Annotated in this window: 11 protein-coding genes; 2 read left to right on the top strand and 9 right to left on the bottom strand. The window is 71.0% G+C overall.

The features are described 5' to 3' along the window. The first annotated feature begins 57 nt into the window (after positions 1 to 57). A complete protein-coding gene (locus ACSP97_RS26435; protein WP_355149286.1) occupies positions 58 to 738 on the top strand; it encodes a response regulator in 681 nt (226 codons plus the stop codon). A gap of 65 nt (positions 739 to 803) precedes the next feature. On the opposite strand, the gene ACSP97_RS26430 is transcribed toward ACSP97_RS26435, so the two are convergent. The 6 genes from ACSP97_RS26430 to ACSP97_RS26405 all read right to left on the bottom strand — a co-directional run bounded on the left by ACSP97_RS26430 (position 804) and on the right by ACSP97_RS26405 (position 7,832). Beyond that, positions 804 to 2,396: a solute symporter family protein gene (locus ACSP97_RS26430; protein WP_440554546.1), complete on the bottom strand. Its 1,593-nt coding sequence runs from the start codon at positions 2,394 to 2,396 to the stop codon at positions 804 to 806. Then, positions 2,393 to 2,941 carry a DUF485 domain-containing protein gene (locus tag ACSP97_RS26425; protein WP_355149282.1) on the bottom strand — a complete coding sequence of 183 codons (549 nt, stop codon included), beginning with the start codon at positions 2,939 to 2,941 and terminating at the stop codon, positions 2,393 to 2,395. Before ACSP97_RS26425 ends, ACSP97_RS26430 begins: the two co-directional genes overlap by 4 nt. Before the next feature lie 69 nt (positions 2,942 to 3,010). Beyond that, on the bottom strand, positions 3,011 to 3,703 hold the full coding sequence (locus ACSP97_RS26420; protein ID WP_355149280.1) for a response regulator transcription factor: 693 nt from the start codon (positions 3,701 to 3,703) through the stop codon (positions 3,011 to 3,013). Then, the gene (locus tag ACSP97_RS26415; RefSeq protein ID WP_355149278.1) at positions 3,700 to 4,851 is read right to left on the bottom strand and encodes a sensor histidine kinase; all 1,152 of its coding nucleotides are present in this window, start codon (positions 4,849 to 4,851) and stop codon (positions 3,700 to 3,702) included. The genes ACSP97_RS26420 and ACSP97_RS26415 overlap by 4 nt, the downstream gene beginning before the upstream one ends. Continuing rightward, a complete protein-coding gene (locus ACSP97_RS26410) occupies positions 4,848 to 5,402 on the bottom strand; it encodes a DUF1453 domain-containing protein (protein WP_364731841.1) in 555 nt (184 codons plus the stop codon). The genes ACSP97_RS26415 and ACSP97_RS26410 overlap by 4 nt, the downstream gene beginning before the upstream one ends. Before the next feature lie 306 nt (positions 5,403 to 5,708). Further along, positions 5,709 to 7,832 (bottom strand): DNA gyrase/topoisomerase IV subunit B, encoded by a 2,124-nt coding sequence (locus tag ACSP97_RS26405; RefSeq protein WP_355149274.1) that lies wholly within the window; start codon positions 7,830 to 7,832, stop codon positions 5,709 to 5,711. 440 nt (positions 7,833 to 8,272) lie between these two features. Here ACSP97_RS26405 and ACSP97_RS26400 point away from each other — a divergent pair, with 440 nt between their 5' ends. Continuing rightward, positions 8,273 to 8,503 carry a DUF7455 domain-containing protein gene (locus tag ACSP97_RS26400; RefSeq protein WP_146463514.1) on the top strand — a complete coding sequence of 77 codons (231 nt, stop codon included), beginning with the start codon at positions 8,273 to 8,275 and terminating at the stop codon, positions 8,501 to 8,503. 99 nt (positions 8,504 to 8,602) lie between these two features. Here ACSP97_RS26400 and ACSP97_RS26395 read toward each other — a convergent pair whose 3' ends face one another. The 3 genes from ACSP97_RS26395 to ACSP97_RS26385 all read right to left on the bottom strand — a co-directional run bounded on the left by ACSP97_RS26395 (position 8,603) and on the right by ACSP97_RS26385 (position 12,557). Next, on the bottom strand, positions 8,603 to 9,496 hold the full coding sequence (locus tag ACSP97_RS26395; protein ID WP_358272231.1) for a serine protease: 894 nt from the start codon (positions 9,494 to 9,496) through the stop codon (positions 8,603 to 8,605). A gap of 120 nt (positions 9,497 to 9,616) precedes the next feature. Next, positions 9,617 to 11,149 (bottom strand): RNA polymerase sigma factor, encoded by a 1,533-nt coding sequence (locus ACSP97_RS26390; protein ID WP_355149270.1) that lies wholly within the window; start codon positions 11,147 to 11,149, stop codon positions 9,617 to 9,619. 520 nt (positions 11,150 to 11,669) lie between these two features. Beyond that, the gene (locus ACSP97_RS26385; RefSeq protein ID WP_355149268.1) at positions 11,670 to 12,557 is read right to left on the bottom strand and encodes a FadR/GntR family transcriptional regulator; all 888 of its coding nucleotides are present in this window, start codon (positions 12,555 to 12,557) and stop codon (positions 11,670 to 11,672) included. Positions 12,558 to 12,662: the final 105 nt, after the last annotated feature.

The raw sequence follows: 12,662 nt of genomic DNA, 5'->3' as shown, positions 1-12,662 counted from the left end.
CAACTGCGGAGCCGCAAACACAGGCTTGGTGCTCGCCGGCCTTGGAGGAGAGGCCTGATGATCGACGTCCTGGTGGTCGACGACGACTTCCGTGTCGCTGAGATAAACGCGAAGTACGTGGGAAAGGTTCCCGGGTTCCGGGTGGCCGCCCGCGCGCACAGTGCCGCCCAGGCGCTGGCCGCCGTCGAACGCGGCGCCATCGACCTGGTGCTGCTCGACCACTATCTGCCGGACCGTACCGGCCTGGAACTCGTCCACCGCATGCGGGAGCAGGGCCAGGGCACGGACGTCATCATGATCACGGCGGCCGGGGACGTCGCCACCGTGCAGCAGGCGATGCGCCTGGGCGCCCTGCACTATCTGGTCAAACCGTTCACCTTCGCCGCGCTGCGCGCCCGACTGGACTCGTACGCGGCACTGCGCCGCACGGTCGACCGGGTGGGCGGCCGGGGGGTGACCGGCCAGGAGCAGGTGGACCGGATCTTCGGCGCGCTGCGCACGGCCCCCGTCCCCTCCGCACCCGGACACACCGCTCCCACCGCGGACCTGATATGCGACGTCCTGTACGGCGCCGACCACCCGCTGTCCGCCCACGAGGTCGCCGCCCGCACCGGCCTGAGCCGCTCCACCGCCCAGCGCTACCTCCGCCATCTGGAACAGGCCGGCCGGCTGCGCCTCTCCCTGAAGTACGGCGACACCGGCCGCCCGGAACACCGGTACGCGTGGGTGGCGCCGTGACCGCTCACCAGGGCCTGTCTTCCGGATCCTGCCGAGCCGAGCCGACCTGATCCGGAAGAAGGACGCTAGGCCGCCCCCGCACCGGTGAGGGAACGCACTTCCGTCTCGGCGTACTTGGCGTCGTCCGGGGTTTCGTCGGAGGTGACCGTGCCCAGCCAGCCGGCCAGGAAACCGAGCGGGATGGAGACGATGCCCGGGTTCTGCAACGGGAAGTACTGGAAGTCCACGCCCGGGAACAGCGAACCGGGGCAGCCGGACACCATCGGGGACAGCAGCACCAGTCCGAGCGCCGGTACCAGTCCGCCGTACACGGCCCACACCGCGCCGCGGGTGGTGAAGCCGCGCCAGAACAGCGAGTACATCAGCACCGGCAGATTCGCCGACGCGGCGACCGCGAAGGCGAGTCCGACCAGGTAGGCGACGTTGAGGTCCCGGGCGAGCAGGCCGAGCGCGATCGCCACGGCGCCGATGCCCACGGCGGCGAACCGCGCCACCGCCACCTCGCCGCGGGCCCCGCCGCGCGGGCGCCGCAGCGACGCGTACAGGTCGTGGGCCACGGAGGCGGAGGAGGCGAGCGTGAGGCCGGCGACCACCGCGAGGATGGTGGCGAAGGCGACGGCGGCGACCACCGCGAACAGAACCGTTCCTCCCGTGGAGCCCGCGCCGCCGCCCAGATCGAGGGCGAGCAGGGGCACCGCCGTGTTCCCTGCCGCGTTGGAACGGCGCAGCGCCCCCGGCCCCACGATCGCCGCGGCCCCGAACCCAAGGAGGACGGTCATCAGATAGAAGCCGCCGATCAGAGCGATGGACCACACCGCGGACCGGCGGGCGGCGCGCGCGGTCGGCACCGTGTAGAAGCGGGAGAGGATGTGCGGCAGCCCGGCCGTGCCCAGCACCAGCGCGAGGCCCAGGCTGATGAAGTCGAGACGGGCGGTCCAGTCGCCGCCGTACTTCAGGCCTGGTGCCAGGAAGGCGTCCCCGTGCCCGCTGCGCTGCGCGGCCGTGAGCAGCAGCCGGTCGGCGTCACCGTGGAAGCGCAGCAGCAGGAGCACGGTCAGCGCGGCGGTCCCGCCGAGCAGCAGCACGGCCTTGACGATCTGGATCCAGGTGGTGGCCCGCATTCCGCCCAGCGACACATAGACCACCATCAGCGCGCCGACCCCGACGACCGTCCACGCCTGCGCGGCCCCGCCGGTCCGCCCGAGCAGCAGTGACACCAGGCTGCCCGCGCCGACCATCTGCGCCACCAGGTACAGCACGGACACCGTGACCGAGGAGGTGCCGGCCGCGATCCGCACCGGGCGCTCGCGCATCCGCGCGGCCAGCACGTCGGCCAGGGTGAACCGCCCGCAGTTGCGGACCAGTTCGGCCACCAGGAACAGCACGACCAGCCACGCCACGAGAAAGCCCACCACATACAGCAGCCCGTCGTAGCCGTAGAGCGCGATCAGCCCGGTGACGCCGAGGAAGGAGGCGGCCGAGAGGTAGTCGCCCGCGATGGCAAAACCATTCTCCATCGGGGAGAACAGCCGCCCGCCGGCGTAGAACTCCTCCGCCGAACCGCGCCGCCGCCGGCTCGCCCATGTCGTGATCCCGAGGGTGACCGCCACGAAACCGCTGAACAGCAGCAGTGCCAGGGTCTGGTGGTCGCCGGTCACAAGGCGCCTCCCCGCGCCTCCCGGGCCAGCTCCTGGGTGTCCCAGCGCAGCTCCAGCGCGGCCCGGTCCCGCCGCAGCCGGGCGTGCCGGGAGTAGGCCCAGGCGAACAGGAACGTGGTGAGGAACTGCCCGAGCCCCGCGAGCATCCCCACGTTCACCGCGCCCGCGACGGGCCGTGCCATCAGTCCCGGCGCGGTGGTCGCCGCGATCACATAGGCCACATACCAGCCGAGGAAGACCGCGACGCCCGGCACCACGAACCGCCGGTACCTGCCGCGCACCTCCCGGAAGGCCGCGCTGCGCTGCACCTCGGCGTACACCTCGCGGGCGTCCCTGGCCGCGGCCCGCTCCCGCCCGCGCGGGGGCGGTACGGCGGACACGGGCGCCTCGGTGCGGTCCGGCTCTCCCCAGCCCGGCTCCGGCGCGGTGGACCAGGGGTCCTCGTGCCGCGCGGCCCGGGCGGTGCTTCCGTGGTCGTTCGCGTGCTCGGCCGAGCTCCCGGGACCGCTCCCCGCTTCGTGGGCGCGATCGTTGCTTGACTGCATGTCCCAGGATGGGCAGACCGGGAAGTTCCACGACTCTTCTTCTCCGGGCTCTTCACCCCATCAGGTGACTCATCCCGTGGGCGGCCGCACCAGGCCCTTGCCATAGGCGTAACGCACCGCCTGCGCCCGGTCCTTGAGGCCCGTCTTCGCGAACAGGTTGTTGATGTGGGTCTTCACGGTCGCGGTCGAGACATGCAGCCGACGGGCGATCTCCTGGTTGCTGAGCCCCTCGGCGATCAGCACCAGGACCTCGGTCTCGCGCGTGGTCAGCCCGTCCGGCGGGGCGGGTGCGACCGTGACCGGCGCGTGGGGCTCGGGCTGCGACAGCCGCTCCAGCAGCCGGCGCTGGACGCTCGGCGACAGCCCCGCCTCCCCCGACAGCACGCTCTCCACGGCCCGTACGATCTCCTCGCCGCCCGCGTCCTTGGTCAGATACCCCCGGGCCCCGGCGCGCAGCGCGGGGAACAGCGACTCGTCGTCCGCGTACGTGGTGAGCACCACGACCTGGGTCCCGGGGTACCGCTCCCGGATCCGCCGGGTGGCCTCCACGCCGTCGCAGCGGGGCATCCTGAGGTCCATCAGGACCACGTCCGGGGCCAGCTCCCCGACCAGCCGCACCGCCTCCTCGCCGTCCCCGGCAGCGCCGATGACCTCGATCCCGGGCAGCAGCCCGAGCAGCATGACGATGCCTTCCCGGACCACGGTCTGGTCGTCGGCGACCACCACGCGCGCCGGCTTCTTCTCCCCCTCCGTCCCGGTCATACGGGCACCTTCAGCGTCACCACGAACCCCTCCTCGTCCGGCCCCGCGTCCAGCGAACCGCCCAGCAGTTCGGCGCGCTCACGCATACCGAGCAGACCGTACCCGCCTCCGGAGCCGGTGAGATCGCCAGGCCGTCCACCCGAGTCCCGCACGTTCAGCGTCACTTGGTGTTCGCTGTAGTCGAGCCGCAGGTCCACCTTGGCGCCCTGGGCGTGCTTGCGGACGTTGGTCAGCGCCTCCTGGGCGACCCTGCGTACGGCCTGGGAGGCCTCGGCGGGCAGGGGCCTGGGCTCACCCGTGACGGTGACCGCCGCGCCCTCGGCTCCGCTGACGAGTTCGCCGAGGAAGTCCTCCAGCGGCGTCAGTTCGCCCCGCAGCGCGGACAGGGCCTGTCTGGTCTCGGCGAGGCCGTCGCGGGCCATGCCCCGGGCGGCCACCACCCGCTCCAGGATCCGCTCACGGTCGGCGCCCGTCTCGATCAGCAGCCGCGCCGCTTCCAGGTGCACGAGCTGCGCGGAGAGGCTGTGGGCGAGCACGTCGTGGATCTCGCGGGCGATCCTGGCGCGCTCGCCGAGTGCCGCCGACTGGGCTTCCGCGGCCCGGGCGGCCCGCTCCTGGTCGAGCAGCCGCTGCGCGTTGCCGCGGGCCTCCGCGTCCAGGCGCATGACGTAGCCGGCGAGGGCCATGCCCGTCACGGAGGCGGCCGTGGTCAGCCAGACGTCGTGGTTGAAGGCGGAGTAGGCGGCGAGCCCCACCGAGGTCACGGGGGTCGCGGCGGCGAGCGGCAGCCGCTCCAGGGCGGTGATGCCGCAGCCGCACCAGACCACGAGGGCCAGCGCGGTGAATCCGGAGGCCTCGGCTGCGACGGCGAGGCCCATGAGGGCGGCCAGCAGTACGAGGGAGGGCACCAGGCGGTGCTGGTAGGTGGTGCGGAAGAAGCCCCAGGCGAGGAAGCCGGCGGCGACGACCCCGGCGGCCGCGGCGAGCCCGGTCCAGACACCGGCGTGCTTCTGGTTGTAGGCGCCCCACAGCAGCAGACCGATCACCAGGACCCGGACGGCCCAGGCGAGCAGACGGCGGGGCCGGGTGGTGCCGGCGCGGCCGAGCGCTTCTCTCGACGGCCACCGCGTCCAGGCGTTCTCACTCACGCGCGCTCCTTCTCCGCGGGCCTGCTGCCGTCACCGTACGCCGTGGTGAAACGGGGCGAGGCGCCGAGCGGCGGGGTGGACAGGGCGGCCGGGGCGAAGAGGGTACGCGCTCGCCAGGTCAGGATCCCGCCGCGGACCAGCAGGGAGCCGGCGAAGCCGAGCATCAGGGCGGAGCTGTGCTGGTGCAGGCCGAGCGCGGCGCCGAGGCCGTAGACGCCGATGCGCAGGGCGATGCCCGCGATCCACACGGCCGCGCTCGCCTTGGTGCTCTTGGTCCACACGACGCCGTCCGGCTCCGTCCAGACGCGGGTGGTCCAGGCCCAGCCCGCGCCCATGGCCAGGCCGATGAGGAGTTCCACGGCGAGCAGCGCGGCGGATTCCGCCCGGTGGTGCACGTCCAGGAGGCCGGGCTCGCGCAGCGCTATGACACCGAGGATCACCGGCAGCAGCCACCAGCGTCGGTCCGTGTTGATCGGGCGGGCACGGAACTGCCGTACCAGCACGAGCGCGACGACGGCCACGACCACCACTGCGTTGGTGAGCCCCACCATCGGATCCTCCGTGAGCTTGAAGACGGTGCCGGCGGCGGGCGCTGCCGACGCTTCGAAGTTACGGAAATCCGCAGGTCGGGAGATCGGAGCCCGGGTGGATCACAGGTGGAGATCTTCGACGGCTGTTCTCCACCCCCGGGTGGAGAAGAAGTGCCGAGGGCTCCGGGCGTGCCCGGCCCGGGGCCCGAGGCCCGTTCCGGCCACCGCTCCCGGCCCTGGCCCCGGCACACCCGGCCGCCCTGTGCCCCGGCCGACGCGGTGCGGCGGGCGGTCCGGGCCCGCCGCCGCGTCAGCCGGCGCGGCGCGTCACGCGTCGATGCGGGAGCGGTCCAGGGTGGCGGCGGAGCTGGAGATGAACTCCTTGCGCGGGGCCACGTCATTGCCCATCAGCAGGTCGAAGACCTTCTCCGCGGCGTCCAGGTCGGACAGGTTGATGCGCCGCAGGGTGCGGTGGCGGGGGTCCATCGTGGTCTCGGCCAGCTGGTCGGCGTCCATCTCGCCGAGGCCCTTGTAGCGCTGGATGGAGTCCTTGTAGCGGATGCCCTTGCTCTGGAACTCCATGAGCTTGTCGCGCAGCTCCCGGTCCGAGTACGTGTAGACGTACTTGTCCTGGCCCTTCTTCGGCTGGACGATCTCGATGCGGTGCAGCGGGGGCACCGCGGCGAAGACCCGGCCGGCCTCGACCATGGGCCGCATGTAGCGCTGGAACAGTGTGAGCAGCAGACAGCGGATGTGGGAGCCGTCCACATCGGCGTCGGTCATCATGATGATCTTGCCGTAGCGGGCCTGGTCGATGTCGAAGGTGCGGCCCGAGCCCGCTCCTATGACCTGGATGATCGCGCCGCACTCGGCGTTCTTGAGCATGTCGGTCACGGACGACCGCTGCACGTTGAGGATCTTGCCGCGGATGGGCAGCAGGGCCTGGAACTCGGAGTTCCGCGCCAGCTTGGCCGTACCGAGCGCGGAGTCGCCCTCGACGATGAACAGCTCGCTGCGGTCGACGTCGTCGCTGCGGCAGTCGGCGAGCTTGGCCGGCAGGGACGAGGACTCCAGGGCGGTCTTGCGCCGCTGGGCGTCCTTGTGCTGGCGGGCCGCGACACGGGTGCGGGCGGCGGCGACCACCTTCTCCATGACCACGCGGGCCTGGGCCGCGGCGTCCCGCTTGGTGGCCGTCAGGAACGCCTTCAGTTCCTTGGAGACCACGTTGTTCACGATGCGGCGGGCCGCCGAGGTGCCGAGGACCTCCTTGGTCTGGCCCTCGAACTGCGGCTCGGCCAGGCGCACGGTGACGACCGCGGTGAGGCCCTCCAGGGCGTCGTCCTTGACGACGTTGTCCTCGGCGACGCGCAGCAGCTTCTTGGCGCGCAGCACGTCGTTCATCGTCTGAGTGAGGGCCTGCTCGAAGCCGGAGACGTGGGTGCCGCCCTTGGGGGTGGCGATGATGTTGACGAAGGAGCGCACGGTGGTGTCGTAGCCGGTGCCCCAGCGCAGCGCCACGTCCACGCCGAGTTCGCGGGCGACCTCGGTGGGCGTCATCTGGCCGTGTTCGTCCAGGACCGGCACGGTCTCCTTGAAGGTGCCCTTGCCGGAGAAGCGGAGCACGTCGCAGACCGGCTTGTCGTTCGCCAGGTACTCGCAGAACTCGCTGATGCCGCCGTCGAAGCGGAAGGACTCCTCGCCCTTGCTGCCGCCCTCGCCGAGGCCGTACTCGTCGCGGACGACGATGGTCAGGCCGGGCACCAGGAAGGCGGTCTGCCGGGCGCGCTGGTGCAGCGTGTCCAGGGACAGCTTGGCGTCCTTGAGGAAGATCTGCCGGTCGGCCCAGTAGCGCACGCGGGTGCCGGTGCGGGTCTTGGGGATCTTCTTGGCCTTGCGCAGACCGCTCTTGGCCTCGAACTTCGCGTCCGCGCCGGCGCCCGAGAAGGCGCCCGGCACACCGCGCCGGAAGCTGATCGCGTGCGTGCTGCCGCTCCGGTCCACCTCGACGTCCAGGCGGGCGGAGAGCGCGTTGACCACGGAGGCGCCGACGCCGTGCAGGCCGCCGGAGGCCGCGTAGGAGCCGCCGCCGAACTTGCCGCCCGCGTGGAGCTTGGTCATGACGACCTCCACGCCGGACAGGCCGGTCTTGGGCTCCACGTCCACCGGGATGCCACGGCCGTTGTCGCGCACCTCCACGGAGCCGTCGTCGTGGAGGATCACCTCGATGTGGTCGCAGTAGCCGCCGAGGGCCTCGTCCACCGAGTTGTCGATGATCTCCCACAGGCAGTGCATGAGACCGCGGCTGTCGGTCGAGCCGATGTACATGCCGGGGCGCTTGCGCACGGCTTCGAGGCCCTCAAGGACGAGCAGGTGCCGCGCGGTGTAGTTGGAACCGTCCCGGTCTGCTCCTGCCAGCAGCGCTGTGGACGGCACGGACGTATCGGCGGTCACGCGGTTCGCTCCTCGCTGAATTTCAGATTGCCCCCTTCTGGGTAAGGGGGAGGCTTCGGTCGCCGGACAGAGGGTACCGAGGCCTGGTAGAGCCGGTGTAACGCCACCCTCGTCGGCAACTCAGACTAGTCCAGACTCGCATGCACGTTCGATCCCTCGTTGGGGTGAAGTGCATATCACGTTCCCTTGGAGGCATGAACCATTTAGGCTCCGGGCACGTCCTCATGAACAACCGGCAACCCGGCCGGGAGGACCGAGATACTAGACAGCGCGAAACCGTAAGCACCCAAGAGACGCACTACGGCACATTCGCCGCCAACCGGCAGCAGACAGCCGCCCCGGAAAAGTTTTTTCGAAAAAAAGCCACGAGCGGGAACGTTTTCGGGCTGGTTGGATGTTGACCCTGGTACGACAGCTCGTCGAGCTAGAGAAGAGGCGACGTGACTACTGTTCTGACCCCCGCGAGCCCGCTGACGGCCGCTGACCGCTGCGACCGCTGCGGCGCCCAGGCATACCTGCGCGTCGTCCTGCTCAGCGGCGGAGAGCTGCTCTTCTGCGCCCACCACGGTCGCAAGTTCGAGCCAGAACTCAAGAAGATCGCCGCTGAGATACAGGACGAGACGGAGCGGCTCACCTCCGCTCCGAACACCGCTTCCGAAGAAGAGCGCTGAATCTCGCGCAGACGACGAGCCAGCCCCGGCCCAGGCCGGTGAACGGGCGGCCGCTCCCTCTGGGAGCAGCCGCCCGTGCTCGTACGTCGCGCAAGGCCCTCAGGAGACCCTCTGGGGCCTCCCCGGGGCCTTGGCGGACGATTTACCGCCCCGGCCGTCCTCCGACGCCAGGGCGCGTACGACCTCGGAGACCCGCGTGTAGACGCCGGGGCTCCCCGGCCGCCCGCAGCCGCTGCCCCAGGACACGAGCCCGATCAGCCGCCCGTCGGCCACCAGCGGGCCTCCACTGTCCCCCTGACACGCGTCCGGGCCTCCGGCGGCCTCTCCGGCGCACAGCATGCTGCCGGCCCGGTAGACGCCCTCTGGGCCGCCCGGATAGGCCCGGCTGCAACGGTCGTCGGCGAGCACGTGCACGTTCGCGGCATGCAGCCGGTGCGCGTAGGCACCGCCGCCCGTCAGGTCACCCCAGCCGGTGACCAGAGCCTTGGTGCCCGGCTTATAGGCCGCGTCCCCCGGGCCCGCCATCCCGATGACCGCGCTCTGCGGCAGCGGCTCGGCGAGGGTGACGACGGCGAAGTCGCCCGAGTTCGTCGCACTGTCGAAGCCCGGGTTGGCCCGGACCTCCCGTACGGCGATCTCCTGCCCCTCGTCCGACAGCAGGTCCGTGCGGCCCGCGATGACCTTCAGGTCGCGCACGCGGTCCGGCGGTGCGCCGAGGACGTCCTCGGTCATGCAGTGGGCGGCCGTGAGCACGGTGGTGCGGGCGATCGCCACCCCGCCGCAGAACTGGCCCGCCCGGGTGCCTCCGAACCGGTCACGGCTCGACAGCGCCACCGTCCACGGGGCCTGCGAGACATCGATCGGGAATCCCCCGACGACCACGCTTGCGGGCGCCGCGGGGGACGCCGGGGACGCGCCCACCAGGGGTATGGCGGCGACGGCGGCCGCCAGGACCAGCGGCCGGATCAGTGCGCGGACAAGGGAACGGCGCATCTGCACTCCTCACTCAGGGTGGGTACCGGAGAACCCAGAGTGATCCACAAGAGCGCCGCTCGCAGCCCGAAGGCCCGATTCCCCCCAGGGGAACCGGGCCTTCTTCGTCGTACGAGCGGACTAGTCGAGGTAGTCGCGCAGCACCTGGGAGCGCGACGGGTGGCGCAGCTTCGACATGGTCTTGGACTCGATCTGACGGATGCGCTCACGCGTCACGCCGTAGACCTTGCCGATCTCGTCGAGGGTCTTCGGCTGACCGTCGGTGAGACCGAAGCGCATGGAGACGACGCCGGCCTCGCGCTCGGAGAGGGTGTCCAGGACGGAGTGCAGCTGCTCCTGGAGGAGGGTGAAGCTGACGGCGTCGGCGGGGACGACGGCCTCGGAGTCCTCGATGAGGTCACCGAACTCGCTGTCGCCGTCCTCGCCCAGCGGGGTGTGCAGCGAGATGGGCTCACGGCCGTACTTCTGGACCTCGATGACCTTCTCCGGGGTCATGTCGAGCTCCTTGGCCAGCTCCTCCGGGGTGGGCTCGCGGCCCAGGTCCTGGAGCATCTGGCGCTGCACGCGCGCGAGCTTGTTGATGACCTCGACCATGTGCACCGGGATACGGATGGTGCGGGCCTGGTCGGCCATGGCGCGGGTGATCGCCTGACGGATCCACCAGGTGGCGTACGTGGAGAACTTGTAGCCCTTGGTGTAGTCGAACTTCTCGACCGCGCGGATCAGACCGAGGTTGCCCTCCTGGATGAGGTCCAGGAAGAGCATGCCGCGGCCGGTGTAGCGCTTGGCCAGGGAGACCACCAGACGGAGGTTGGCCTCCAGCAGGTGGTTCTTGGCGCGGCGGCCGTCCTCGGCGATGATCTCCAGCTCGCGCTTGAGCTTCGGGGCGAGCTTGTCCGAGTTGGCCAGCTTGTCCTCGGCGAACAGACCCGCCTCGATGCGCTTGGCGAGCTCGACCTCCTGCTCGGCGTTGAGCAGGGGGACCTTGCCGATCTGCTTCAGGTAGTCCTTGACCGGGTCGGCGGTGGCGCCGGCCGCGGCGACCTGCTGGGCGGGCGCGTCGTCCTCGTCCTCGTCGGAGAGGACGAAGCCGGCGCTCTCGGTACCCTCGGGCTCGTCGCCGACCTTGGTGTCCTCGAGGACCTCGTCCTCGAGAAGCTCGACGTCGTCCTTCTTGGCCGTGGTCTTCTTCGCGGCCGTCTTCTTGGCCGTGGTCTTCTTGGCGGTCGCCTTCTTCGCCGTGGTCTTCTTGGCGGCGGCCTTCTTGGCCGCGCCTTCCTCGGTGGGGTCGGCCGACGCGGCGGACACCGCGGGGGCGGCCGTGGTGGCGGTGGCCTTCCTGGTGGTCACCGTCTTCGCCGCGACCGTCTTGGTGGCGGTGCGCTTGGCCGGGCTCTTCGCTGCGACGCTCTTTCGGGTGCGCTTGGGCTCTGCTGCACTGACCATCAGCGTCACACCCTCTTCCTCAAGAATCTGGTTGAGGCTGCGCAGTACGTTCTTCCACTGAGTGGCCGGGATCTGGTCAGCTTCGAAGGCCCGACGCACATCGTCGCCGGCGATCTGCCCCTCAGCCTTTCCCCGCTCAATGAGCGCCATGACAGAGACGGACTCGGCGATCTCCGGCGGGAGCGTACGGGATGTGCTGGCCGACACGAACAACCTCTCGGAACGTTGGAAAACGGCTTCCGGCACCGTCCACTGCGGACGGGAGCCGACCACCGGCCTGGGGATGGGCCGACGGCGCGGGCGCGGGCCGGGAGGATTCACAGCGCCTTGTCCGGCGTCCGTATTCCCTCCGCGGCTGTCACCTCTTAGGTCATCGCGCTGTCCCCATGAGTGTTACGCCCATTCTGCGTGGCCCGAGTCACACCCCGTAAGCGAACAAAACCAGTCGGACATGGGCAAAAGAGAACGCCTGACGCGTCGGCCGGGTCAGGGAGGTCGCACGTGAGGCCGGGCCCGTGCGGGGCAGCGCCGGGTCCTGCCGGACCGCCTCGCACCACGGAGTCCCGTCGGACCACGGCGCACCGCCGGGTCCCGTCGGGTCGCATCGCACCGCCGGGTCCCGCCGGACTGCTGAGGATCCGGCGGGCACCGGCGACGGCCACGGCAACCGGGCCCGGCACGTCATGGGAACCGACGTCGCACACCGGCGATCACACCGCCGCGCGGGTCAGTGCTCGCGCGGGGCGGGGACCACCCGCTCCACCTCGGGGTGGACCGTGAGCAGTTGCCGCATGGCCGTCTCCGCCGCGCCGCCGTCGCCGGTCCCGAGGGCGTCGACGATCCGCGCGTGCTGCGCGAGGGACGCCTCGTTCGGCCGGTCGCACGCCGTGACCGGGCCGCCGGAGACCTGGAGGGCGGCGGCGACGATGCCGGAGAGGTGCTCCAGCATGCGGTTGCCGGCGATCTGGATGAGCAGCGTGTGGAACTCGTTGTCGGCGCGCGAGTAGGTGAGCGCGTCGCCCTGCGCCATGGCGTGGCTCATGATCTCGACCATGTCGCACAGGCGCTGCTGCACCTCCTCGCGGCCGTGTCCGGCGGCGAGACGGGCGGCGAGCGGCTCGATGGTCCAGCGCAGCTCGCTGAGCTCGCGCCGCTGGTCGTCGCGCTGGGGGCCGAAGGCCCGCCACTCGATGATGTCCGGGTCGAGGAGGTTCCAGTCGCTGACCGGACGCACGCGTGTGCCGACGTTCGGGCGGGCGCTGACCAGGCCCTTGGCCTCCAGGACACGAAGGGACTCGCGGACGACGGTGCGGGAGACCTCGAAGCGCTGGCCGATCTCCTCGGGCACCAGCGGACGGTCCGCGCCCAGATCGCCGGAGACGATCATCTGACCGAGTTGCTGGACGAGTTGGCCGTGCAGCCCCCGGCCGCGGTTGCCCGCGGCCCGCCGGCCGACCCGGCCCAGCTCGGATTCCCCTCCGTCCCAGGCGGGCGCTCCGACGCGTTCGCCCACCGGGGCGTCGCCGTAGGAGTAGCGGTCGAGTTCGCCCGGGCCGGCCAGACCGGAGTCTGACGAGCGGGCGGCGGTCATCATGGTGTGCGCAAGGGTACTCACGAGTCCTTTGTCGGCGCCGTCTCCAACTCCCTTGAGGTCTTTGGTGAAAAGCACACGAAAGGGTGATCGCTCACACCGTCGCAATTGACGCCTTATCGGAAGGAA

Source organism: Streptomyces sp. SCPE 10 (assembly GCF_051980735.1).
Lineage (GTDB): Bacteria > Actinomycetota > Actinomycetes > Streptomycetales > Streptomycetaceae > Streptomyces > Streptomyces misionensis.
The sequence above is the reverse complement of the archived record's forward strand: the minus strand, read 5'-3'. Positions and strand labels throughout refer to the sequence as shown.

Excerpts from the sequence above, each read along its gene's own strand:
- ACSP97_RS26435 (WP_355149286.1), top strand. The coding sequence starts at position 58 with ATGATCGACGTCCTGGTGGTCGACGACGACTTCCGTGTCGCTGAGATA.
- ACSP97_RS26420 (WP_355149280.1), bottom strand. The coding sequence starts at position 3,703 with ATGACCGGGACGGAGGGGGAGAAGAAGCCGGCGCGCGTGGTGGTCGCC.
- ACSP97_RS26410 (WP_364731841.1), bottom strand. The coding sequence starts at position 5,402 with ATGGTGGGGCTCACCAACGCAGTGGTGGTCGTGGCCGTCGTCGCGCTC.
- ACSP97_RS26425 (WP_355149282.1), bottom strand. The coding sequence starts at position 2,941 with ATGCAGTCAAGCAACGATCGCGCCCACGAAGCGGGGAGCGGTCCCGGG.
- ACSP97_RS26395 (WP_358272231.1), bottom strand. The coding sequence starts at position 9,496 with ATGCGCCGTTCCCTTGTCCGCGCACTGATCCGGCCGCTGGTCCTGGCG.